Source organism: Thalassotalea profundi (genome assembly GCF_014653195.1).
GTDB lineage: Bacteria > Pseudomonadota > Gammaproteobacteria > Enterobacterales > Alteromonadaceae > Thalassotalea_B > Thalassotalea_B profundi.
The window spans coordinates 70,618-96,062 of record NZ_BNAH01000014.1 but is presented as its reverse complement, the minus strand read 5'-3'; the positions used below and the strand labels follow the sequence as shown (position 1 = coordinate 96,062).

21 protein-coding genes are annotated in these 25,445 nt (G+C 35.6%); 7 read left to right on the top strand and 14 right to left on the bottom strand.

Annotated features, from left to right (window positions below; translation table 11 throughout):
* Nucleotides 1-129: 129 nt before the first annotated feature.
* Together amtB and glnK are read right to left on the bottom strand one after the other, a co-directional pair.
* Complete coding sequence (amtB, locus tag IE155_RS15675; protein WP_189379195.1) at nt 130-1,389, bottom strand: ammonium transporter AmtB; 1,260 nt, start codon at nt 1,387-1,389, stop codon at nt 130-132.
* An 8-nt stretch (nt 1,390-1,397) separates the two neighbouring features.
* Nucleotides 1,398-1,736, bottom strand: a complete 339-nt coding sequence (glnK, locus tag IE155_RS15670) for a P-II family nitrogen regulator (RefSeq protein WP_189379194.1) — start codon at nt 1,734-1,736, stop codon at nt 1,398-1,400.
* 285 nt (nt 1,737-2,021) lie between these two features.
* Between glnK and IE155_RS15665 the strand changes: the two genes are divergently transcribed.
* A complete protein-coding gene (locus tag IE155_RS15665) occupies nt 2,022-4,769 on the top strand; it encodes a M16 family metallopeptidase (RefSeq protein ID WP_189379193.1) in 2,748 nt (915 codons plus the stop codon).
* A gap of 102 nt (nt 4,770-4,871) precedes the next feature.
* On the opposite strand, the gene IE155_RS15660 is transcribed toward IE155_RS15665, so the two are convergent.
* Together IE155_RS15660 and IE155_RS15655 are read right to left on the bottom strand one after the other, a co-directional pair.
* Complete coding sequence (locus IE155_RS15660) at nt 4,872-5,717, bottom strand: HDOD domain-containing protein (RefSeq protein ID WP_189379192.1); 846 nt, start codon at nt 5,715-5,717, stop codon at nt 4,872-4,874.
* A gap of 143 nt (nt 5,718-5,860) precedes the next feature.
* Nucleotides 5,861-6,694: a DUF2797 domain-containing protein gene (locus IE155_RS15655; RefSeq protein ID WP_189379191.1), complete on the bottom strand. Its 834-nt coding sequence runs from the start codon at nt 6,692-6,694 to the stop codon at nt 5,861-5,863.
* A 106-nt stretch (nt 6,695-6,800) separates the two neighbouring features.
* On the opposite strand from IE155_RS15655, the gene IE155_RS15650 reads away from it, so the two are divergent.
* Nucleotides 6,801-7,058, top strand: a complete 258-nt coding sequence (locus IE155_RS15650; RefSeq protein WP_189379190.1) for a GIY-YIG nuclease family protein — start codon at nt 6,801-6,803, stop codon at nt 7,056-7,058.
* A gap of 146 nt (nt 7,059-7,204) precedes the next feature.
* A complete protein-coding gene (locus IE155_RS15645) occupies nt 7,205-7,912 on the top strand; it encodes a DUF3581 family protein (protein ID WP_189379189.1) in 708 nt (235 codons plus the stop codon).
* A 44-nt stretch (nt 7,913-7,956) separates the two neighbouring features.
* Here the strand turns inward: IE155_RS15645 and IE155_RS15640 are convergent, their stop codons facing one another.
* Nucleotides 7,957-8,199 carry a PGPGW domain-containing protein gene (locus IE155_RS15640; protein WP_189379188.1) on the bottom strand — a complete coding sequence of 81 codons (243 nt, stop codon included), beginning with the start codon at nt 8,197-8,199 and terminating at the stop codon, nt 7,957-7,959.
* 233 nt (nt 8,200-8,432) lie between these two features.
* On the opposite strand from IE155_RS15640, the gene IE155_RS15635 reads away from it, so the two are divergent.
* Nucleotides 8,433-9,266 carry a DNA ligase gene (locus IE155_RS15635; protein ID WP_189379187.1) on the top strand — a complete coding sequence of 278 codons (834 nt, stop codon included), beginning with the start codon at nt 8,433-8,435 and terminating at the stop codon, nt 9,264-9,266.
* A gap of 16 nt (nt 9,267-9,282) precedes the next feature.
* Nucleotides 9,283-9,900 carry a LysE family translocator gene (locus IE155_RS15630; RefSeq protein WP_189379186.1) on the top strand — a complete coding sequence of 206 codons (618 nt, stop codon included), beginning with the start codon at nt 9,283-9,285 and terminating at the stop codon, nt 9,898-9,900.
* Nucleotides 9,901-9,926: 26 nt separating this feature from the next.
* On the opposite strand, the gene IE155_RS15625 is transcribed toward IE155_RS15630, so the two are convergent.
* From IE155_RS15625 to IE155_RS15595, 7 genes are all read right to left on the bottom strand, one after another.
* Entirely contained in the window at nt 9,927-10,850 is a 924-nt protein-coding gene (locus tag IE155_RS15625) for a class I SAM-dependent methyltransferase (RefSeq protein WP_189379185.1), read from the bottom strand.
* Nucleotides 10,851-10,938: 88 nt separating this feature from the next.
* Nucleotides 10,939-12,363 carry a sodium-dependent transporter gene (locus IE155_RS15620; RefSeq protein ID WP_189379184.1) on the bottom strand — a complete coding sequence of 475 codons (1,425 nt, stop codon included), beginning with the start codon at nt 12,361-12,363 and terminating at the stop codon, nt 10,939-10,941.
* Nucleotides 12,364-12,568: 205 nt separating this feature from the next.
* Nucleotides 12,569-13,414: an HDOD domain-containing protein gene (locus IE155_RS15615; protein ID WP_189379183.1), complete on the bottom strand. Its 846-nt coding sequence runs from the start codon at nt 13,412-13,414 to the stop codon at nt 12,569-12,571.
* A gap of 108 nt (nt 13,415-13,522) precedes the next feature.
* The gene (locus tag IE155_RS15610; protein WP_189379182.1) at nt 13,523-15,172 is read right to left on the bottom strand and encodes a M28 family metallopeptidase; all 1,650 of its coding nucleotides are present in this window, start codon (nt 15,170-15,172) and stop codon (nt 13,523-13,525) included.
* 79 nt (nt 15,173-15,251) lie between these two features.
* Complete coding sequence (locus IE155_RS15605; RefSeq protein WP_373295378.1) at nt 15,252-15,737, bottom strand: Lrp/AsnC ligand binding domain-containing protein; 486 nt, start codon at nt 15,735-15,737, stop codon at nt 15,252-15,254.
* A gap of 166 nt (nt 15,738-15,903) precedes the next feature.
* On the bottom strand, nt 15,904-18,441 hold the full coding sequence (locus tag IE155_RS15600) for a sensor domain-containing phosphodiesterase (RefSeq protein WP_229817378.1): 2,538 nt from the start codon (nt 18,439-18,441) through the stop codon (nt 15,904-15,906).
* A 126-nt stretch (nt 18,442-18,567) separates the two neighbouring features.
* Nucleotides 18,568-18,867, bottom strand: a complete 300-nt coding sequence (locus IE155_RS15595; RefSeq protein WP_189379179.1) for a hypothetical protein — start codon at nt 18,865-18,867, stop codon at nt 18,568-18,570.
* Between the two features lie 226 nt (nt 18,868-19,093).
* Here IE155_RS15595 and IE155_RS15590 point away from each other — a divergent pair, with 226 nt between their 5' ends.
* Nucleotides 19,094-19,933, top strand: coding sequence for a 2OG-Fe(II) oxygenase family protein (locus IE155_RS15590; protein WP_189379178.1), 840 nt, complete (start codon nt 19,094-19,096; stop codon nt 19,931-19,933).
* A gap of 159 nt (nt 19,934-20,092) precedes the next feature.
* On the opposite strand, the gene IE155_RS15585 is transcribed toward IE155_RS15590, so the two are convergent.
* Nucleotides 20,093-23,248, bottom strand: coding sequence for an efflux RND transporter permease subunit (locus IE155_RS15585; RefSeq protein WP_189379177.1), 3,156 nt, complete (start codon nt 23,246-23,248; stop codon nt 20,093-20,095).
* A gap of 2 nt (nt 23,249-23,250) precedes the next feature.
* Nucleotides 23,251-24,441 (bottom strand): efflux RND transporter periplasmic adaptor subunit, encoded by a 1,191-nt coding sequence (locus IE155_RS15580; RefSeq protein WP_189379176.1) that lies wholly within the window; start codon nt 24,439-24,441, stop codon nt 23,251-23,253.
* 532 nt (nt 24,442-24,973) lie between these two features.
* Between IE155_RS15580 and IE155_RS15575 the strand changes: the two genes are divergently transcribed.
* Nucleotides 24,974-25,423 carry a tellurite resistance TerB family protein gene (locus tag IE155_RS15575; protein ID WP_189379175.1) on the top strand — a complete coding sequence of 150 codons (450 nt, stop codon included), beginning with the start codon at nt 24,974-24,976 and terminating at the stop codon, nt 25,421-25,423.
* The last annotated feature ends 22 nt before the right edge of the window (nt 25,424-25,445 follow it).

Here is a 25,445-nt window from a genome sequence, read left to right as displayed (position 1 = left end):
AACCTAGTGAGATGTTCTTTTAATACGATAATTTTACACACTTTTCAATATTTGACAGTAACTGTTTAATTTAAAATAAAAAAGCCCCCCTAAAATTAGGGAGGCTTTTGTCGCAGAAGTTATATTAACTTAAGTAAATTCAGGGTAAGCCTCTAAACCACAATCAGACTTATCAACACCTTCGTATTCTTCTTCTTCACTTACTCGAATACCCATTGTTGCTTTTAATATCGCCCAAACAATTAGACTTGTCACAAATACCCAAACAAATATTGTTGCTGCGCCAATTAACTGCCCACTAAATGTAGAACCTGGATTAGTCACTGGCACGAGTAATAAACCAAACAAACCAACAACACCATGAACTGAGATAGCACCTACCGGATCATCAATTTTTAATTTATCTAAAGTGATAATAGCACCGATAACAATAATACCACCCATAGCACCGAATAATGTCGCTTGTAATGCTGTTGGAGTAGATGGCTCTGCCGTAATTGCCACAAGACCTGCTAATGCGCCGTTTAACACCATAGTTAAATCAGCTTTTTTAAATAAGATTTTAGCTAATATAAGCGCAGCAATTGCACCACCTGCAGCTGCAGCATTAGTATTTAAGAATACCATAGCAACAGAGTTAGAATTACCAATATCGCCCAACTTTAATACTGAACCACCGTTAAAGCCAAACCAACCCATCCATAAAATAAATGTACCTAATGTCGCTAGAGGTAAATTTGAACCAGGAATGGCATTTACTTTACCATCAGCACTATATTTTCCTTTACGAGCACCTAGTAATAATACGCCAGCCAACGCCGCTGCAGCACCCGCCATATGAACAATACCTGAACCAGCAAAATCAGAAAAACCTAAATCGCCTAATGTATATAACCCAAATACAGAGTTACCACCCCAAGTCCAGCTACCTTCCATTGGATAGATAACACCTGTTAATACTACGGCAAAGATAAGAAATGCCCATAATTTCATACGTTCAGCAACAGCACCTGACACGATAGACATTGCGGTTGCAACAAATACTACTTGGAAGAAAAAATCAGAGGCTTTTGAATAAATCGCGCCACCTGTGAAACCATCTTCACGATCTGAAAACTCTTTTAAAACCGCAGCAGCATCAACTGTTTCTATACCAGATAAAAAGAATCCTCCGCCATACATGATTTCGTAACCACAAGCTAAATACATGATACAAGCGATAGCATATAGAGCAACGTTTTTAGTTAATATTTCAGTAGTGTTTTTTGAACGAACTAAGCCGGCTTCCAACATTGAGAAACCTGCAGCCATCCACATAACAAGTGCGCCACAGACAAGAAAATAAAATGTGTCCATCGCATATTGAAGGTGAAAAATATTCTGTTCCATAATAACTCCTATAAGGCTTCTATGTCAGTTTCACCAGTACGAATACGCACGGCTTGCTCAAGGTTATAAACGAAGATTTTACCATCGCCTATTTTACCCGTATGTGCAGATTTAGTGATGGCATCAACCAAACGTTCAACCATGTCATCATTAACTGCTATTTCTAACTTAACTTTAGGCAAAAAATCGACTTGGTATTCAGCACCTCGATATAATTCTGTATGCCCTTTTTGACGACCAAAACCCTTTACTTCACTTACTGTTAAGCCTTCAACGCCTACTTCAGAAATAGCTTCTCTGACGTCATCTAACTTAAATGGTTTGATAATTGCGCTTATCAATTTCATGTTAAACCCCTCGTTATTATTTGTTATGATCTATTCAACCTACATGCCAAATAGATATTTTTAATTAATAACAACAACTTAAGAAGATTACATAAACATTACAGTACCTTTGTGCACCAAAATAATGCAACAGATAAAAACCAATGGAGTTATTTAGTGCAAAACTAGCAAGTTAGTGAGCTTTAATCTGATTGTTAACTGTTACAAATTGTTAATAAAAATTCTTAACAGTACATTAACAATTTTGCTAAAGTGTTAGAGTCTTAATAAAAATAGGAACATAAGATGATAAAGCAATGGATAAAACAGCCAAGCATAACCTTGGCTGCCACTTTAATTTTTACGATATCTACCTTCAGTACCTCCGTAAGTGCTGAAAATAAAATAGAAAAAATAACCGAAGTTGAAGGCATCAGTGAATATAAACTAGAAAATGGCCTTCAAGTATTATTATTTCCTGACCAAACTAAAGAAACAGTTACCGTTAATGTGACTTACCATGTAGGCTCTAAACACGAAAACTATGGTGAAACAGGTATGGCTCATTTACTTGAACATTTAGTTTTTAAAGGGACTCCTAAACATAAAGATATTCCTGCTGAGCTAAGTTCACATGGCGCTAGACCAAACGGTACTACCTGGACTGACCGTACGAATTATTTTGAAACTTTCGCCGCAACCGAAGAAAATATTGATTGGGCATTGTCTATGGAGTCTGATCGCATGGTCAACTCTTTTATCGCAAAAAAAGATTTAGACAGTGAAATGACAGTTGTACGTAATGAGTTTGAACGTGGCGAAAACAGTCCATTTAGAATTACATTACAACGTATGATGGCTGCTGCTTTTGAATGGCACAACTATGGAAAGTCAACAATTGGCGCGCGCGCTGATTTAGAGAATGTTCCAATTGATCGCCTACAAGCCTTTTATAAAAAGTATTACCAACCAGATAATGCAACCCTGATTATTGCAGGTAAATTTGACAGCGACGCTATACTTAAAAAAATCAATAACACTTTTGGTAAAATCCCTAAGCCTAGTAGAACCATCAACCCACTTTATACACAAGAGCCAGCACAAGATGGTGAAAGAGAAGTAACGGTTCGCCGTGTGGGCGATATTCAACTATTAGGTGCTATGTATCATGTTCCTGCAGGTTCACACCCTGACTTTGCTGCTATAGATGTATTAAACGAAGTGCTTTCTGCGACACCTGGCGGTCGTTTGCACAAAGCAGTGGTTGAGAAAAAATTAGCTACAACTACTTCAGGTTTTAACTTCCAATGGCAAGAACCTGGGGTTGCTATTTTCATCGCACAAGTAGATAAAGCAAATAACATTGCTGAAACTCGCGATGCAATGCTTTCAACACTTGAAGGCATTAAAACGTCTCCAATTACAAGTGATGAAGTTGAACGAGCCAAAAGAACACTGTTAAAAAATATTAAATTATCATTTAATTCATCACAAAGTATTGCACTTAATTTAAGTGAATGGTTAGGCATGGGTGACTGGCGATTACAGTTCCTAAACCGAGATCGTTTAGAGAAGGTAACTGCTGAAGATGTTCAGCGCGTAGCTACTAAATACATTGTACAAAACAATCGTACATTGGGTAAATTTCTTCCTGCTGAAACACCTGAGCGTGTTGAAATACCTCAAGTTGAAAATGTCAGCAAAATGCTTGAAGGTTATAAAGGCCGTGAGCAAGTTGCTCAAGGGGAAGCATTTGACCCTTCTCAAGACAATATCGATAAGCGTACACAAATATTAACGTTAAAAAGTGGTGTTAAAGCCGCGTTGTTACCGAAAAAAACACGTGGTGAATCAGTTGTTGTTAGTTTAAGCATGCAAATGGGGGATGAAAAATCACTCTTTGGCTTAAATACAGTTGGTCGCGCCGCTGGTGCAATGTTAATGCGTGGTAGTAAAAATTATACTCGTGAACAACTTAAAGAAGCTTTTGATAAGCTTGAAGCACAAGTAAGTATTGGTGGTGGTAGTGAATACGCCTATGCATCTGTTAATACAACAAAAACTAATTTAAATGAGACATTAAAATTAGTTGCCGAAGTATTACAACAACCAAGCTATACAGAAAAAGAATTTGAGTTGTACAAAAGTGAGCAAAAGGTAGCGATTGACCAACAGTTACAAGATCCTCAAGCAATTGCTTTTAGAGCTTTTTCTCGCCATCAAAGTCCTTTCCCTAAAGGTCACCCAAACTATACGCCTACTTTCGAAGAAGCTTTAACTGAATTAGATGCACTAACGCTGAAAGAAGTAAAAGCATTCCATCAAAAATTTTATGGCGCAAATCAGCTTCAAATTACTGTTGCTGGGGATTTTGACCAAGATGTCATTACTAACACCTTAGAAGAAATCACTTCAAATTGGCAAAGTAAAGCATCATATCAACGCGTTGAAAACCCTTATAAAGAGCTTCCAGTAAAAGTGTTAGATTTTAATACACCAGATAAAGAGAACGCGACTTTTGTAGCTTCTGCTAGTCTACCTGTAGGCGAAAACCATCAAGATGCACCGGCATTAACTATTGGTAACTATATGCTAGGTGGTGGTTTCTTAAATAGCCGTTTAGCAACACGTTTACGCCAAAAAGACGGTTTAAGTTACGGCGCAGGATCATTTTTAAATCTAAGTTCTCAAGATGAACGTGCAGCACTTGGCGCTTACGCTATTTGCGCTCCTCAAAACCTTGATAAAGTTGAAATAGGCTTTAAAGAAGAGATTGCACGCTTAATTAAAGACGGCTTTACTGCAGAAGAAGTAGAAAGTGCTAAATCTGGCTTATTACAAGGCCGTAAAGTAAGTCGTTCTCAGGATAGAGAACTTGCAACTAAATTAACAAGTAACCTTCGCTTAGATCGTACCATGCAATTTAGTAAGCAGTATGAGCAAGCAATTAAAAACTTAACAGTTGATGACATTAATAAAGTGATGCGTCGCTACATTTCAGTAGATGCTTTCACTATTATTAAAGCTGGCGACATGAGTAAAATAGAGAAGTAATATACTCACTTAAATTACTCAAAACATAAAAAACGCTTGTCTAGGCAAGCGTTTTTTTATTTAGGCTTAGTTGCGTACATCATTACAACATTGAGTTTTCGTTTAATAGATCATAGCCGCGCTTGGCTTTAGCATCGCAAGTATGCCTAATCTCTCCATGTCACAAAATTCATTTGCGGCTTTAATTAATGCTGAATTAACATGAGTTTCAACCAGTTTTTCAGGGGAAATTAACATTTCTTGCTCAAAGTGAGAACAACCATAATTAAGTAACATCATGCGTTTAGCTATAAAGAGTAATTTGGTTTCTTGCGTGCTACATTCAAACTTTTCTTCATTTTGATATCTAATAGGTTCAACAATACTAAAAGGCAATTGCCACTCTTTAAGTAATTCAGCACTGACATCTGCGTAAGTAAAACCAAATACCTCTCGCTGTTTTTGCCAAGGTAGTTCATCTGAAGAAATCACTAAAGCCTCTTTAAATTTCTCAGGTGCTAACTGTTTTATCACAAGTTCACCAACGCCGTGCAGCAATCCTAAAATGAATAAACGTTCGGCATTCACCGTATGTAACTTAGAGCCGATGTACTTAATCATTAATGCAGTATCAACACTACATTCCCAAAATTCTTCTAAAAATTGAGACTCTACTTGATTAGACTTAAACGCTTGTGTTGAGAAATAAGCTATCACTAAATTATAAACTTCAGTAATTCCTAGCACTAACACAGCTTTAGAAATCGTATCAATTTTTCCTGGATAATTAAAAAAAGAACTATTTGCAAGTTTTAAAATTGTGCCCGACAGCGCGGGATCTAACAATATAACATCTGCGATGTCATCTATCGTTGAAGATTCATCATCAATTAACTCTTTAATACGAATAAAAGAATCAGATAAAACAAATATTTCGCTTGCCTGTTCTGCATAATCTTCAGCGTTCATTAAAAATACCCTAAACAATAAACATGAAAATAAAACTGAATGCTAATGGTTTCAGTTAATAAACAAACCTTTATGGTTTAAATATGAAAATAGCTACCTAAGCTATTTTCATAGTATAGACGGTAAATTAAAACTATTAGAAGTTAATTTACCGAAACACTTATTTGATAAGAGCCATATTTTCGGATATTTATGACACCGGTATCGAATAATAGATATTGTCCCTTAATTCCTAAAAGTATTCCACTTACCGTTGGCGTTTTATCAAGATTAAATGATGTTACTTTCTGGGGAAACTCTGACACTGGAAAATGAAGTTCAACTACCTCTTCATTTAAAACTTCTATAGCCGTATTACCAAAACGTTCATTAAGTTTAGCTAAAGTGCCTTCAATTAAAGGACGTAATTCATTAGCTTTTTCTTTTAAATTAATCGACTCTGCATTTCCCTTTAACATTGCTCGCCAATTAGTTTTATCGGCTATAAACTCAGCTAATGCAACTTCAACTAATCCTGACTGTAAGCGAGTGCTTACTTTAAAAATAGGTAATGCTTGGGTAGCTCCTTGATCAATCCAACGAGTAGGAATTTGTGTATGCCGTGTGATCCCTACTTTCAACCCTGAAGTATTCGCTAAGTATATATAATGAGGGATCATACAGTTTCTCTCTCCCCATTCAGGTTCTCTACAGGTACCTTTATCGAAATGACAAGTTTCTGGTTTCATTATACACATATCGCATTGAGCTAATTTTTGCATACAAGGAAAACAGAACCCTTGGGAATAACTTTTTTTAGTTTTTCTACCGCAATGACAACAATTAATCTGACCATTAAAAGACAAGGTGACTGTTTTGCCAATACATTCATTCAAAGCTAGTCTTTCATCCCCCACAGGTAATTGATAATTAACATTTCCCTGCGAGTCAATTTGACCAATCATTTTTTTTAACGCACCGAAATCGGTTGAAAGCATAATCTAACTCTCGTTCATGTATAATGAAAATCTGGCGCCATAGTACTGAAAAGTGGCACAATAAACTAGCTTGTGTTTATCTAATATAATTTTAAATAGGTCTTTAATGCTTTCTAACTCTTGGTATGTCTATTTATTACGTTGTAGTGATAACAGTATCTATGCAGGTATAACTACAAATATTGTTCGCCGTATAAAAGAGCACAACCACTGCAATAAATTAGGAGCAAAGTATACACGTGTTAGACGACCTGTCAGTCTTGTTTATAGTGAAGAACACCCAGATAGAAGTACGGCAAGCAAAAGAGAATACGAACTCAAACAATTAACAAAAAAACAAAAAGAACAATTGATTCGCCAATAAAAAATCGATAAAAGATACACCTGTTCGCTCAAAGCCCTTATTTTTACTGGTCTGCTTAGTTAATTTTAGCATTATTATTTCGACTTTTTCTTACTAGTACTGGTAGAATGCGACGGTTTTTAGCCCGTATATGTAGAGTAGTCACTATGTTTCTTGAAAAGTATTGTCAAAACGACAATGAAAAAATCAGTTTTACTCGTCAGCAAGCAAGTGATTTTGCAAAAAATATTGCTGATGACTTCAACCCACTGCATGACATAGATGCAAAAAGATTCTGCGTACCCGGTGATTTGCTTTTCGCAATTATATTAGAAAAATCAGGTTTATCACAAAATATGACGTTTACCTTTTCAGGTATGGTCAATGATGGCATAGCATTAAATTTTCCTAACAAGATTAATGAAAGTGCACTTATTACTGATGATAATGGTAAAGAGTATTTATCGGTGTCAGTCAGTGGAGACAATACAGAGAATACAGCGACAATTAGATCCCTCACGCAAGCATATGTAGAGTTTTCAGGCCATACATTCCCACATATTTTGGTAGATTTGATGGCAAAAGAACAAATGATGATTAATCCAACAAGACCTATGGTTATGTATGAAAGTATGTCGATACACTTAGATAACTTAACGTTTACGTCTGTAAAGTTAGAACTCGCAAAAACCACCCTTTCAATTGATGGTAAACGTGGTGTTGCTGATCTTGTATTCAATTTAGTCGCTGATAAAAAAATTATTGGACATGGTAAAAAGCACATGCTGTTAAGTGGACTACGCCCCTACGAGCAAGATGTTATTAATGAGATAATTACAATGTATAACAATAAAAAAGCCGCCTTTTTGTCATAAAAAAGACTTCTCATATTCGCGAAGCTTCATAACTGGCTGGCTAACTAATTGTTCCGCGTACTATAACGACGCTTCGCTATAAATTTATCCATTTGCACTGCACTTTTTCGCATCCAACGCTGGCAAGACTTTAACCAGCGTTTTGCCCAGTTAAATTCCAAACTTAATAGCGCTAATCCTAATGGCAAAAATATAATCGCAGGGCCAGGAAGTAATATAAAAACAACGCCCATTAAAACTAAAATTCCACCTAATACAGTTATCACCAATCGCTTAACATTATTCATACATGCTCCTTATTAATTATTTAAAAAAAGCAAATTTAACGCCAAAAATATTACCTATTAATTTCAGACTGTTACAACCCGTTTAAATTATGCACCTGAGTTTTTAGTGATTTAATAAGCATTATCACTAAAATCTAGTGAAATAATCATGCAAACCCCAAGCTTGAGTCTATACTTCTATTGATATTTAACTCTCCTAACATTTATCAAATAAATTGAACAAGGACGTTCACATGAAAGTACTCTATGGTTTCGCCTCGATCTTATTCATCCTGCTATATTCTTTCTCTGCTTTTGCCGAGAATTTACCAATACAACACGGGATTAACTATCATAATAGTTTAAACATTAACGATTATTGGATCAGTGAAAAACTTGACGGTATTCGCGGTTATTGGACCGGAAAAAAACTCCTTACTAGACAAGGAAATCCTATTTACACCCCACAAGGATATACTGATAATTGGCCTAAAACCCCCTTAGATGGAGAGCTTTGGAGCAACAGAGGTGAGTTTCAACGGATTGTTTCTTGTACTCGTAAAAAAGTCCCTGAACCAGAGTGTTGGAAAGCAATTACATTTAAGGTATTTGATCTGCCAACAAGTAAAATTAACTTTACTCAACGAATTAACAAAATCCAGAATATAATTGAGCAATCTCAAAGCACTACAATTAGCATGGTAGAACAATTTAGCTTAACCAATGAAACACAACTATATAATAAACTTAATCAAGTTGTTTCCTTAGGTGGTGAGGGGTTAATGCTTCATCATAAACAAGCAATTTATAAAATAGGAAGAAATAAAGCATTACTAAAGTTAAAGCCCTATCAAGATGAAGAAGCTATTGTATTAAAACATATTCCTGGAAAGGGAAAATACAAAGATATGTTAGGCTCTTTACTCGTAAGAAATAAACAAGGGTTTGAGTTTAAGATCGGTACAGGGTTTTCTGACAAAGAACGTCAACAACCACCAGCTATAGGCAGTGAAATAACTTACAAATATATTGGTAAAACTGATCGTGGTGTGCCAAGATTCGCTAGTTTTTTACGTATCAAACAATAGAAGTATAGGAATATTAATGGAACTACATTTATGGTTGTCTCTTGTAACTATCTGTATCTTAGGCGCACTTTCACCAGGCCCTAGTTTAGCACTTGTTATTAGAAATACTTTAAATGGCGGCTCTCAGCAAGGCTATGCTACCGCATTAAGTCATGGTTTTGGTGTAGCGCTTTATGCCGCAATAACTGCAACAGGTATTGGTATTATCATCGTCAAATCTCCCACTTTATATTCTGTAATACAATATGCTGGGGCCGCTTTTCTTCTTTACTTAGGTGTAAAAGCCTTAATGAGCAAAAAACAATCAGTTGATTTAAACAGCAACTCTCAACATAGAGCAAACATAACAGTTAACGGATGGAGAGATGGTTTTTTAATTGCCTTTTTAAACCCTAAATTAGCTATTTTCTTTCTCGCACTTTTTAGCCAGTTTGTAGACGAAAATGCTGCTTGGCAGCAAAAAGCGATTATGACATCTACTGTAGGTTTTATTGATGCACTTTGGTACATCATTGTTGCCTATGCCTTATCACGCGGCCCCGTATTAGAAAAATTAAAAAACAACAGCCATATAATTGATAAAATTACTGGCTGCTTTTTAATTTTACTTGCAGCGCGTGTAGTTATTAACTAAGGATGAAATAAAGTTAAGCAGAATAATTAACTTGGTTTGTACTTAAAGTATAAAACTTTAAGTCCTTTACCTTGCTCAGCCTCCTTAAATACTTTAGGATTTTCTACTTTATACTGAAACTGACACTCAGGGCACTCTCTAGCGACTTCATCAAGAAGAAATTGCTCATCTAAATCCGGCGAATTTAAACATAACAATACATCAGCATTATCACTCATTAATTCAGGTAGACGTTTGATAATTTTTTTATAATCACGTTCAATATTGACACTGCCCTTTTGAAATGAGGGCGGATCGCATATTAACATTTGATAGGGCCCATATTTTTTTAAACGGCTATACGACTTAAAAATATCAACACCTTCAAACTTTACTTTGGTTAAGTCTTGTTCATTTAACTTATGATTGTCTCTCCCCTTTGATAAGGAAGATTTACTCATATCAATATTTACAACCTGAGTTGCTCCTCCTGATAATGCTGCTACTGAGAACGCGCACGTATAAGAAAATAAATTTAAAATATTCTTTCCATGTGCATTTTCTTTTACCCATTTTCGACCATTAGCCATATCAAAAAACAAGCCTAAATTTTGAGACTTACCTAATGTTAATTGATAGCGTAAGTCATTTTCAACAGCTACCGCTTGCTGTAGATCATCCCCCCAAAGTACCTCTATTGGTGAAAATTTAATATATCGATGCTGTACTTGTATTGATTTACATTCATGAATATTTTCTCGTAATAACTCAACCTGTTGATTGAGCCACGAGGGATCTACCGCCTGATATAACGTGATAAATATAATTGGTGAGAACCAGTCCACATTAACATGGGAAAGTCCGTCATAAGCGTGTCCACGCCCGTGAAAAAGTCGCTGACTATCTGGTTCAGAGAACCCGCTATTACCTAGAGAGGTTAAGTTTTCTGGAAATTGAATATATTCGATCATAAGGCAAGTCGTTCAAAACAGTAAGGCCGCATAATAACAATTATACGGCCTTAAAAATAACTAAAATTAAATGTATTTACTGATTTATCTAAAAACCAAATAAACTCACAGCAAAGAACTTTTGCATCACCGTATTAATAAAGATGAAAAGCACAATCACTGGGATAAAGGTACCTAGTGAGAAATTAATATACTTCTCAACCCATGAATTAGCATAGCTTTCATTACCAATAGACAATTCTTTAGTCAGTTGATTTTTCTTCCAACGGTAGCTGACAAAAATACACAGCAGAAAACCATTAAGTGGTAAAATGGTATCGTAAAAAATATCATAAACTACATCAAAAAATGACTTAGGCTGACCTGCATAAGTCACAAACTCAGTAAAAAACGCCACCATGCCGAATGAAACAGTAGCAAATACAGTCAATACGCCTGCAGTCATTAATAACGTTAATAAGGCTTTCTTACGACTCTTAGCTTTTTCAGTGACTAAATAAGATACAGGCACCTCAATAATCGAAACTAAAGATGTTATTGCCGCAAAGAAAACCAAAATAAAGAAAAACACCGCAACAGCACTAGCAGCAAAATATCCAATACTCGTCTGTAATGCTAAAAATATTTTCGGTAAAAATGTGAAAATAAGTGATACAGAGCTATCGCTCAGTTCTTGAGGGTTTACATCAGGATTAAATGAAAATACTGCTGGCAATATCATCAGTCCAGCAATAAAAGCAACTGCAGTATCGGTTAAAGCAACTAACTTTGCGGAGCCAACAATATCTGTTTGACGATTAATGTAAGATCCATAAGTAATTAAAATCCCCATACCTAACGACAAAGAAAAGAAAGCTTGAGAAAGCGCTCCATTGATTACAGAAGGTGTTAATTTATCAATATCAGGAATAATAAAAAACTTTATACCTGACATTGCATTATCAAGCGTTAGCACAAAACACACCATCAAAATTAGCATGAAAAATAGTGTTGGCATTAGTATTTTAGCCGCTTTTTCAATGCCATCTTTAACGCCTGCCACTAAAATAAAATTAATAATAGCGGCAACGATTATCATAACACCGAAAATATAAGGGCTATTAATAAACTCACCAAAAGCAGCCCCTGTAGCTAAATAATCTAAATTTCCAGAAAGTATTATTGCAATATAACCAAATATCCAAACGGTGATCACCATATAAAACACCGCGATCATAAAAGGCGTTAATACACCTAAAAACCCTGCGAGACTCCAGATCTTACTACCATTAGATAAAGTCTTATATGCGCCTACGGGTTCTTTTTGTGTTTTGCGACCAACGGCCATTTCAGCAATCATCACAGGTAAACAAATAAAGAAAACAAAGAGTGCGTACATTAATAAAAATGCACCACCACCATTTTTCGCAGCATTAACTGGAAAACCCACTAAATTACCAATGCCTACTGCAGAGCCTGCGGCGGCTAATATAAACCCAATACGGGAACTAAAATGTTCTCTTGCTGCTGTCATAAATGTCCTTGATTATAATAATTTTGTAGGGCAATTAATTGTTAATTATAAATAAGTAAATATCGACTTACTTCATTTTTGCCTATCTAATATTTTTGTTTTCAGATGCTATCAAGCTTCTTTGAAAATGTCTTGCTTTACCTTTACGTTAAGTAATAAAGAACTGTATATAATATTTTGCGCTTTTATTAAAGTTTATGACGCTTTAATTAGCGGTAAAAAACTTGGCATCCATAATGGTTAAAATGCTTTCAGCTTCTTTACCAGCAAATTCTGCCGCAGCTTCAAGATCTTCAGCAGTAATATTTAAACTTTCGCACATCGATTGATCTATGGTGTCGTCATAGGAAAAAACTTCAGGATCACTATCAACTAAAGCAAGTCTTGATGCTAGGTATAACACTTTAACGTCTTTATTAATTTGAATATTTTGAGCTTGATTGAAATGCTTAATTGGCAAAATAATTTTTTCAGGTATTTGCCAAATTTTTAATAGTTCTGCTGATATATCAGTATAAGTAAAATTTAAGACTTGTTGTTGCAAAGACCATGGCATGACATCTGCGTTATAGTGTTCACATTGTGTTGCTAAGTCGGGTGTAACTTTAGCTACGATCAACTCACCAAAATTTTGTAATAATCCAGCAACAAAAAGTCGTTCAATATCGCGAATTCCCGCTTTAATCGCAAGATTTTTTGTTGCCAATCCACAGAATACACTCATTCGCCAGAAACGCTTAAGATCAATAGCTTGATTCGAAAAGTGCTTAAACGCAGTAGCGGCAACATCGACTAGCATCATATTATAAATAGCTTGAGTGCCTATAATGGTGATAGCACGTGATATCGTACTAATTTCACCTGGAAAACTATAAACAGCACTGTTTGCTATTTGTAGTAAGCGAGATGTCATTGATGGGTCGATACTAATAACATTTGCAAAATCTTCAATGGTAGAATCTTCTTGTTCCATTAATGACTTCACTTTAAAACAGGCATCTGGCAAAGCAAAAGAACCATTTGCAGTAATGGCATAATCATGAGCATTCATAGAGATATTCCGATAAACAACATCGTTTCAGTGTAACCTGTTGCTAAGTTTGATTAAACAAAAAGCGCAACGATTTTGTTGTTGCGCTTACATTTTGAAAAAGCCCATTTACATGGCAAATGTTTTACCGAAAAAGTCACCTTCATTCCATGTAGGACGTTTTTCTTGATTTGCTATTTCTAACCCGATCATCATATTAACTAACGCAAATTTTGCTGCAGCTTCATAGTTAATCGGTAGATCTAATTGATCACTATGTTGGTGATAATGATTTTTCAAAAAGTCACCAAATACCTCACCACCATTAATACCTTCATCGGTTGACTTAAAACCTGTCATCATAAAAACAGACGGAATACCTTGTTTTACAAAGCTATAATGATCACTTCGCGTAAATATTGCTTGTTCTGGCATAGGGTCCGGACTCAAACTAATATTGATTTTATTTGCTGCTGTTTCAACAACTTCACCTAAACTTGAGTGGGTAGAGCCAAACGCGACTACATCAGCAAATGGATATAATACTAATGGCATATCTAAGTTAACGTTAGCTACCATGCTTGTTAATGGAACCGTTGGGTTATTAGCGAAATAACTTGAACCTAATAAGCCTTTTTCTTCCCCTGTAACCACAACAAATAAAATAGAACGCTTTGGCGGTTTTGCCATGCTTGACAACAAACGTGCTGTTTCAATTAATATTGAAACACCGGATGCATTATCTAAAGCACCATTATTAATTTTATCTTCATGATCACCATGTTCATCCACACCAATGTGATCTAAATGTCCTGTAAAAACCACATATTCATTCTTTAACTTCTCATCACTGCCTTCGATCATAGCGATAATATTCGGGCTTGTAATTTCTTCATGATGTGATCTTGTTTTTAGTTTCACTTTTGAATGGAGCATGAAACCAGTAATGGGTTTATTATTAGTGTCATCTAAAAAAAGCTCTTCTAAACTGCGTTTAGCCCCGAAAAATAAGGCTTGTGCATGATTATTGTTAATATACGCACTGCCCTTTATTGATGGTTGACTACCAAAAGGTTTACCGTCTTTATCTAACCATGAATATCGTGGAGCACTCGCGTATTGAGCCGTCTTTTCAAATGTTCTTACTTGGTCACGTTTAGGTGTGTGAATAGTAATATATCCCACAGCACCACGCTCAGCAGCATGACGCATTTTTTCTCCATTTGACCCTAAATGAGCTCCTTCTTCAGAGGGTAAATCATCTGGGCGCCCCGTCAGAGCAACAACGATTTTCCCTTCAACATCAATATCTTTATAATCGTCATACCCAAACTCAGGGGCAATCACACCATAGCCAACAAAAACAGTCTCAGCTTCAACTGAAGCGCTATTATCTAAAGTAGAGCCAGATGTAATAAAGTGTTCTATTTCTTTGAGCTCTACAACCCCGGATTCATTAATAATAGTTAATGCTGCGCTGTTTTTTTCTAACGATGTTTTACGAAAGGTAACTTCTTGCTCAAAGCCTTGAGCTTCGCCCATCGGAGTTAGCCCTAACTGCTTAAAATTAGATTTTACATAGTTAGCTGCAATTTGATAACCATCACTTCCAGTGTCTCTTCCCTTTAGCGTGTCATCTGCTAAAAATTCTAAATGTGCTTTTATATTTTCGGCTTTAGGTGTGTTTGTCACATCATGAGATTGTTCTACCTCTTTTTGACCACACCCCATCAATAATGCAAGTAACAGACTTGCACAAGTGAGTTTTTTATAATTCATTTTTCTCTCTTTTTAATTTTACTTAATTTAATTAGTTAAAGCTGACTTAGAAGTGCTACTGACCAGACGTTTGTGCCAATTACTTTATCATAATAGGCACACCAGAATCTCGCTTAACATGCTCTAATACTATATAGCTGTGAGTTTGCGATACACCGGGGAGCTCAACAATCTTTCCAAGCAATCCTCTATATGCATCAATATTTTCAAACCTTAATTGCAATAAATAATCAAAACCACCAGCAACCATATGACATTCAGCAACTTCCCTAATTTTAACGACTTGCTCTCGAAATTCATTAAACATGCTGCCATTATTTCTATCTAACGTCACTTGAATAAAAGCGGACATCCCAAATTTCAATTTAGTGGCATTGAGTAATGCGCCGTAACTTTCTATAAAGCCCTCTTTTTCTAACCGACGTACTCTTTCTAAACAAGGACTAGCGCTCAAATTAACTTTCTCAGCAAGATTGGCATTTGAAATTCGACCATTTTTCTGAAGTACATCTAAGATAGAAAGATCAATTCGGTCTAAAGTGCGAGGAGTATTGTTATTCATCATCAATACAATATTTTGGTTAATACAATATATACCATAGATTATTCTGTATTTTATTGCATTTCGCAAATACAATTGATTTGATTTGAATGTTTTTTTATGAACAATAACTGACTATGTAAATAATTCGAGACATGAACCGTCTATAGATTACTTTCTAAACAAAATTTTACGCTTGTAAGAATTTAACCAAATCACTTGCAGGCATTGGTTTATAAAAATAGAAACCTTGACCATAGACACAATCCATTTTTTCTAATAATTGAGCATCTGCAAGGTTTTCAATTCCTTCTCCAACGGTAGACATTTGTAAATTAGTAGCCAAGTCTACAATCGTTTTAATTATAGCTTGGTGATTACCGTGTTCATGCACATTATTGATAAAAGATCGGTCTATTTTGAGTACATCAATAGGAAAACGATGCAAATAGCTTAAACTTGAATACCCGGTACCAAAGTCATCAAGTAATATTCTAATACCAAGTGCTTTTAACCTCGTCATGTTCTCTAATACAACTTCAGTGTTTTCAAGTAATGCCCGTTCTGTTAACTCGAGGCGTAAATTCTGAGGACTTAACCCCACTTTAGTTAAGATATTTTCAATATCATCGGGTAAAGTATGACTAAAAAAATGATTAGAGAACAAATTACAGCTTACATATAAATCAAATCGTTGAAGTTGGTCCTGCCATAGCTTTAATTGTCGGCAGGACTTCTCTAAAATTTGTAAGTCGATAGCCATAATCAAATTAGTTTCTTCTGCTAAAGGGATAAATTCGGAAGGATAGACAAAGCCTCTTTGATCACTTTGCCAACGGGCAAGGGCTTCAAAGCCTACTATTTTTTTATCCCGTAAACGTACGATAGGCTGAAAGTGTGGTACAAACTCTTCTTGGATAATGCCTTCGCGGATATCTGTCTCTAAACGTAATGCATTCTGCACTTTATTATGCATACTCGCATCAAACACCTCATATCGACCTTTGCCTTTGTCTTTAGCATGATACATTGCGGTATCGGCATCTCTTAGCATTAAATCCGCACTGGTGTAGCGAAGATCATTAAATAAAATACCAATACTAGTACCGATAAAAACAGCTTGATTAGAAATATGAAAAGGGGTGGCTAAATATTCTGTAATACGTTGAGCTATTTCAAACGCTTCTTGATTTTCTTCTAAATCTTCAATCAAAATAACAAACTCATCGCCCCCTAACCTTGCAACAACATCTTTAGTTCGAACAATAGATTTTAGCTCTAAAGCAACTTCTTTAAGCAATTGGTCACCAGCATGATGCCCTAAACTATCATTGACTACTTTAAAACGATCCAAATCTAGAAAGAGAATAGCAAACTTCAACTCAGGTCGGCGGACATTACATGCAATGGCATGATTTAATAAATCAACAAAAATGGCCCTGTTTGGTAAGCCCGTCAAACTATCATGAGTTGCGGCATACTTTAATTTTGCTTCGGCTTCTTTACGTTGTTTAATCTCTTCTTCTAATGCAACCGTACGTAATTTTACTTGATGTTCTAGTAATTCATGGGTTTCTCGTTCAACATCAGCAATTTCTCTTCGTTTTATCGCTGTAGAAACATGCTGGGAAACAAATTTAAGTAACTCTGCATCTTGTTCATTAAAAATAACTTTACTTTGGTAGCTCTGAATTACCATAGCTCCAATCACATTACCAGATTGAATTAAAGGGACCCCCAACCAAGACTTTGTATCATCGTTAGGTGCTGCAGAAATTTCCCCTGCCTCATATAATTCAATCATGTCTTGATGTGATAAAAGTACAATTTCTCCCCGTTTAATAACTAATTCGGTATAACGGTTTGTTAACTTTCTAGGAGCAAAGTCTTTATCAATATTTTGACTACGTTGATCAGAGTGGTAGACAAAAGACAATAAATCTTCTTCAGGATCATACTTGGCAATAAAAAAGTTTTTCGCGTTAATTAATTGCCCTACAATGTTATGCACCATGGCATAAAATTTATCAATATCTAAAGAAGTATCGTTGGTTAATTCAGATATTCTATACAATGATTCTTGCAATAACTCAGATTTTTCACGCTCTCGTATTTGCCCCATTAATTCACGAGTTCTAGCATCAACAGCTTTTTGTAAACGTTCACGATCTTGTAAACGCATCATGGCAGTTATGACATGTTGGGCAGTAAACGTAAGCATTTCAAGATCATGCTCTTGATATCGTACATTTTCGTTATAGCTTTGTACCGCCATTACGCCAATAACAAAACCGTCACTCATTAGGGGGACGCCAAGCCAATCGACACCTTTAGTGCCCATTTGTTTAATTTTTTTCTGCTGAGTTAATTCTTCAATTTTTTCTGGTGTGGCAAGTAAAGGTTTAGCTGATTCAATAACATAACATGTCATTGAGCCTTCAAGTTCAGCATATGGCATAACACCAGGGGGATATGAATCTTTTTCATCGACATCATAAACAAAATCTATAGTCGACGCTCCTTGATCGTACATCGCTATATAGAAATTATTAGCGGGCATAATGGCTGAAATAGCACTATGAACTTGAATAAAAAAAGTATTAAGATCGGCACAATCAACGGCTAACTGATTAAGAGTAAATAGCGCAGTATAACGACCTTCTAATTTACGGTATTTATCTATTAAAATTAAGCTTTCTTTTGCTAAATCAGTCTCTTTATTATTCAATTGATTACCTGCAAATCCCATCTTACTACTACAGTAACGCATCTATTAAGAACAACTATAATGAACCTTATTAAAAAATAATTCCACTAAAAATATGAGATGCTACACTTATAAGTATATGTAACTTTACCTATTTTTATCACTTATTGTACTTTCTATTGCTTTCATTTCTTCTTTATTACCACAAATAGCATTTTGATGTTCATCTCGATAATATCGAATATCGACACAAGATTCTTGATACCTACGTTCCAATTCAGTTCTCAATATAGGTTTCCCCGAAGCCGCATTTATTTGATTTTGGAGAATCTGACATTGCTTTAATTGTTCTTTTGCTAAGCGAATATCTTCACAGGGATCTTGCTGAATTGCACATCCTGATAAGGTTAAAACGATCACCATACTACAAAGTGTTTTAGTATTCATACATGAGCTCTTGTTAGTAAATAAATGTTAAGGTATTGAAACTCTTAACTCCAGTATAAGCATTAAGTAGCATTACTTAAAGGTTAACACAAATTCAGTCTATAGTTTTCTACCACAATGAGCCCATATCACAAATTAAAACCCACATCGAATTAAAGTGACTTAGAGATATACTTTATTGCTATAATGACTCTGGCTGTATATATCGAATTAACAGGAGAAAGTCATGCAAGTTCAAGTCGTTGATTATCATTCAGATGACGCCGCCAAAGATTTTGTAGAAAGTTTAAAATCTACAGGCTTTGGTGTATTAAAAAACCACCCAATAAAACAATCGTTAGTTAATTCAATTTATCAACACTGGTATACGTTTTTTACTGAAGGAAACCCGAACGACTTCGCTTTTGACCCGACCAAGCAAGATGGATATTTTGCACCAGAAATATCAGAAACAGCTAAAGGACAGACTAAAAAAGACATCAAAGAATATTATCATATTTACCCTTGGGGAAGAATTCCTGCACAACTTAAAGATGAAATACTTGAATATTATGAAAGCACGTCAGCCCTTGCAGCTGAACTTCTCGATTGGATTGAAAAAAATAGTCCTCCTGATATTTCAAAAACGTATTCAGAACCTTTATCAAACATGATAAACAACACACCAAACACTCTTTTAAGGGTACTACATTATCCTCCACTAACAGGTCATGAAGAGCCTGGAGCATTACGTGCTGCCGCCCATGAAGATATTAATTTAATCACTATTTTACCTGCGGCTAATGAACCAGGATTACAAGTAAAATCACAATCAGGTGAATGGTTAGATGTACCTGCTGACTTTGGTCATCTCATTATCAATATAGGAGATATGTTGCAAGAAGCTTCAGGTGGCTATTTTCCATCAACAAGCCATAGAGTGGTAAACCCTACGGGGGAAGCGGCTAAAAAGTCGCGTATTTCATTACCCTTATTCTTACACCCAAGAAGCGAAGTAGTGTTGTCGGATAAACATACACAAGAAAGTTACTTATTAGAAAGGTTAAAAGAATTAGGCGTTAAGTAATCATAACTTAGGCTCTTCTTTGTCCAAACTCATTATTTACATGGATGTAAATATCTTAGCATATCTTTGAAACGACAAGCCTGTCCGTTCTTCTTGAACATAAAAAGGCACCGGTTAAGGTGCCTTTTACAAAATGATTATAAATTTTAACGGAAAGTACTAGCTAGATAAAACTTCCGAATTATCCATTTCATTTGATGCTATCACTTTTTTCTTACGAGAAAACATGCGTTTAATATCTTCAATAATCACATATAAGCTCGGGATCAACACTAATGTTACAATTGTTGCGAACAGCACACCAAATGATAGTGACACAGCCATAGGTACTACCATTTTTGCTTGCATACTTGTTTCGAAAAATACAATTGGCACCAAGCCTATAAACGTAGTAATTGAAGTTAACATTATCGCTCTAAAGCGTCGTGTACCTGCAAAAATGACGGCATCTTTTAACGGAACACCTTCTTTTCTGGCATTATTCACATAATCAACCATCACCAGAGAATCATTGACGACCACCCCTGCGGCGGCAATCACACCGAAAATAGAGAGGGTGTTCATGTCCATTCCTAATAATAAATGGCCAAACGCAGCTCCAATAATTCCAAACGGTATCACAGCCATAATCATTACTGGTTGAGAATAAGAGCGTAATGGTACTGCTAACAGTGAATAAATCACCATGAGTGAGATAACAAAATCTCGCACTTGCTGCGCAGCACTTTCCATTTCTTCCTGAATTCTTCCTGTAACTTCACTCTTCACTGTAGGAAATTGACGTAACAGTTGAGGAATAAAATTCTCTCGAATATCCTTAGCAACAGCAAAGGGCTCTACTTGATCCGCATCGACACTTGCCCAGACATTAATCGTTCGGTTTCCGCTTTCTCGGCGAATACTCGTAACACCCTCCGTTAACTTTATCGTGGCTAATTCAGATAATGGTAACTCTGAACCATTAGGTGCTTTTATCATTACATTATCAACATGACCTATTGAACTACGTTGTTCTAATGGATAACGCACCATCACCTTTATTTCTTCGGTATCTCGTAATATGCGTTGCGCTTCAAGACCGTAAAAACTATAACTCACCTGTGAAGCAATATCTGAAAGTGTTAAGCCTAAACTATAAGCTAACGGTTTAAGTTCAAACTGTACTTCTTTAGCACTTGTTTGACGACTATCGTTAACATCGCCAACGCCTTTAAGAGAATTTAGTTTTTCTTTAAGTTTAATTGCCGCAGCTAATAATTGAGCATCATTTTTACTTTCTAGTCTAAAGCTAATATCTCCATCTTCACGGCCCCCACCAAACAAATTATCATTAATAGTAAATGATTTTACACCTGGCATTTTGGGGATAGCTTTACGCCACCTATCCGCTAAAGCAAACGTATCCATAGCTCGGTCTTCCGGATCAACAAGCTTCACCGTAATATTGCCAGCGATCCGACCACGTAGCTCTACATTCATATCGGCAATCATAGGCTTACCAAACTCTTTTTCAACTTCCCTATCAACACTCGTCAGTATATTTTCGACTTTTAATAAAGCATCTAAAGTCGCTTGATCAGAAGAGTCAACGTTCATTTCAATGTTAATACGCGGGAAGTCATGAGGTATTTTCGGTTGACCCACAAAGCGTAGGATACCGCCGCTGTACAAACCTGCACTAATCAAGAGTAGCGAGATAAAAAACATCAAGACACCATAACGGTAGCGAATAAACATGGTCAATGAGGGTTGATAAACTGTATCAATAAAGTGCTTTAAACCTTTATCTATACTTCTACGCACACGATCCAAAGGATTTTTAGGGTTAAACTTTTTAACCTTCATACCCGCTAAATGCGCAGGAAGTATAAGTTTAGACTCAACCAAAGAAAACAATAAACATAGTATGACAACAAAACCAATAGATTTGCCAAACGCAGAAGATGGACCATCACCTAAAATAAACGGCACAAAGGCGGCTATTGTGGTTAGTACACCAAAGGTTGCCGGCATTGCGACTCTTTGTACGCCGCGTATAACGTTTTCGGTTGATTGCCCTTTCGATTCTATTTCACTGTGAGCACTTTCTCCCATCACAATGGCGTCATCAACAACAATCCCAAGGACTAATATAAAGGCAAATAAACTGGTAATATTAATCGTTACATTTACAAATTCCATTGGCATAAATAAAAGCGTACCAAGGAAACATACGGGTAACCCCATCATTACCCAAAAAGCTAGACGAATACGTAAAAATAGCGCAAGCATTAAAAATACTAATATTGCACCTGACTTCATATTATCGATCATCATAGTCAAACGACCTTCAAGATAATAAGTCAAATCTACCCATGTTTCTAATTTAACCCCTGTAGGTAATTGCTCACTTTTCTCTGCAACATATTTATGCATGACTTTAGCGATATCAGTAATGCTTTGATTTTCAGCAGCACCGATAAAAAAGGTCATTGAATTTTTACCATCAAATTTAGAGTATTGGATACCTTCTTCAAAACCATCATTAATAGTCGCTACTTGGCCCAATAACACTTTACTACCGTCAGCAAGTGTAATTAACGGAATTTGTTCAAATTCATGTCCACGATATGCTTGCTTTTCTACACGTAGATTGATGTAACCATTTTCGGCTTTAATCTGCCCTGCTGACATATTACGAGAATAGCTACGAACTGCGTTAGCCACATCAGTAAAACCTAAACCAAACTCACGTAGTTTATCTTTACTCACTTCAATTGAAATTTCATAGCCTAAACCGCTATAAAATTCAGAAATATTAATTAATGGTAGTTGTTGAATTTCATCATGAATACTACGACCTAACTCTTTAAGTTCTGTATTAGATAAGTCACCGTATAAGCTGATATACATCACTTCTTGGCGAAACTTTATTCTTTCAACTTTTGGACGTTCCATGCCATCGGGAAAACTTGGTATAGAGTCTATCGCCGATTTAATCTCTTCTAATACGATTTGTGGATCATAGCTTTCATCGACACGAAAATAACCAGAAGAAGCATTTCGGTTTGAGTAAGTAATTACTCGCTCTAGACCTTGTATAGTCTCAAGCGCCTCTTCAATTTTAATAGTAATACCTTCTTCAACTTCTTGCGGTGCAGCCCCTGGGTATATAGCTGAATACTGAATCCAATTAATTTTAACTTGAGGGAACATTTGTTTATTAATGGTAAACGCCGTTAATAAACCACCGACAATAATAAATAGCATTAATAAGTTTGCGGCAACACTATTGCGTGCAAACCATGCAATCAACCCTTTATTAGTACTATCCATAATTACCCCTTAATGCTTGCAATTTGCGTTGCTTCGCTGTCTTTTTCACTATCAGCTTTATCACTAGGCAAAGCTAATTGCATACCGTCAACAGGATAATCTAAAGCAGAAACTATAATTTGATCGCCATTATTCAAGCCACTAGAAACAATAACGTTTCGCCCTATTTGGCGTACAATATCAATTGCAGAAAAATGTAATTTAGAGTCAGAATCTAAGATAGCTATTTTATCTTTAACGACTAAGTAACGAGGCACTGTAGTGGCACTTGCCAATTGAAGCCCTTTAATTTTTGCATTTACATAAGCACCGAACCTTAAAGGTGTTTCCTGGTTACTTTTGTCTAATAATCCATAAGGGTCTTTTACTTGTGCAACAAAATAGCTCATACGACTTTTAGCATCGACAACGCCTTCACTGCGAATGACTTTTGCCTGCCATTGTTTTTCTTTACCAGCAAAATCACCAATAAGTACAACAGAAGCATCTTTACCCTGATTTTCTAAAAACTCAAGCTCACCATCGGCAACAGGCAAACGAACCTCAGCAATGGCAGTGCCTAGCAATTTTCCAATATTACTCCCAGTACCAACAAATGAACCAAGACCTATATTGCGACTTTCAATCATGGCGTCATAAGGTGCTCTTATTTCAGTACGCTCCATATTACGCTGAGCTCTTAATACCGAGGCTTGTGCTGCTTTTACCCTTGCAATTTCTTGGGCAAGTTGCGGCTTACGTAAACTAAGCTCAGTAGGTGATGTATCAGTAATTTCTTTCCATTCTTGTTCGGCTACTTTTCCCTGAGCGCGTTCGGTTTCTAAAGAAGCCTTTGCTGATGCAAGATTTGCTTGAGCATCAATTAATGCAGCTTCGTAATCACTAGGATCAATACGAGCAAGTAACTGTCCTTTAGAAACAAAACCTCCACGTTCAAAAGTTGGAGATAGTTCAACAATTTGACCACTCACTTGAGCAACCAACTCTGTTTCATACTTTGGTGATACAATACCGTAAGAGTCTACTTCTAGAGTCATGGGTGCTAGAGTAATTGGCTCAACTGCGACAATAGGAGTTTTGTCTATCTTTTCTTTTTCTTCTGGAGGCTTCTTCATACCAGAAAATAGCATAAACAGTAGTACACCTACTAAAAGTATCGCTATTGGTACAATTATTTGTTTTTTTCTTGTCATCACTAAATCCCCGGATAGTGTATACCAATTTGAGTTATTATTATTTTTCTAAAAAAGGACACTAATAATGATTCAAATTGGTATAAGTCATATAATTTTTATAATTGCTAATATAATAACTAATTAGCAGTATAAAATTTAAGTAAAGTGTAAATGCTTATTACAAGATCTACGCCGATTATTTAGAAAAAGTTCCACGAAAATAATAAATATTTTTTATTTAATAAAAACAAACAATTAAAATAAAAATAAAGATTTTTCTGATGTTAAAATTAACCTTTTATTTATAGGAAACTTTGAGAGGTTAGCGTAATTAGCTAAATGTTATATTTTTATAAAAAAAATTCGGCAAAATAACCAATAATAAATAAGTTATTGTAAAAACTCATGTTAATTAAACTTAGCGAACTTAAGTTATTATTCATGATAATGAAAAAGGAAATTTGAGAAGCAACGAAATATTACATATTTGACTTGCATTAATGGGTTAACCTCGTGATGCTATGCCAATATATTTAAATTTGGCAGAATTATGATCGCAAATATAAAAAAATTCTTTAATGATCTGAGCATTAATAGTCAATCAGAATCTAAAGATAATTTATCAATTGAAATGGCATCTACCGTATTACTATGCGAGGTGATGCGTGCTGACGGTAAATTAGATGAACAAGAATTAAAACAGCTTCCTATCTTTATTAGTCATCATTTTCAATTAAGCCAAGATGAAATATCACTCCTAATAAATGAAGCCATAGCGATGAGTGAACATGCTACTGATTTTTATCAATTTACATCAAAAATTAATACCGCCTTCTCTATTAGTGAAAAAATTGAGATGGTAAAACATTTGTGGTTACTGGCGCTTGCCGATGGAGAAGTAAGCGCAGTAGAAGAACACACAATTCGACGCATTGCAGACTTACTTTATCTACGCCAAAGTGAATATATTCAAGCAAAAGATATTATTATTCAGCGATAAGATGAATTTCCTATATAATAGT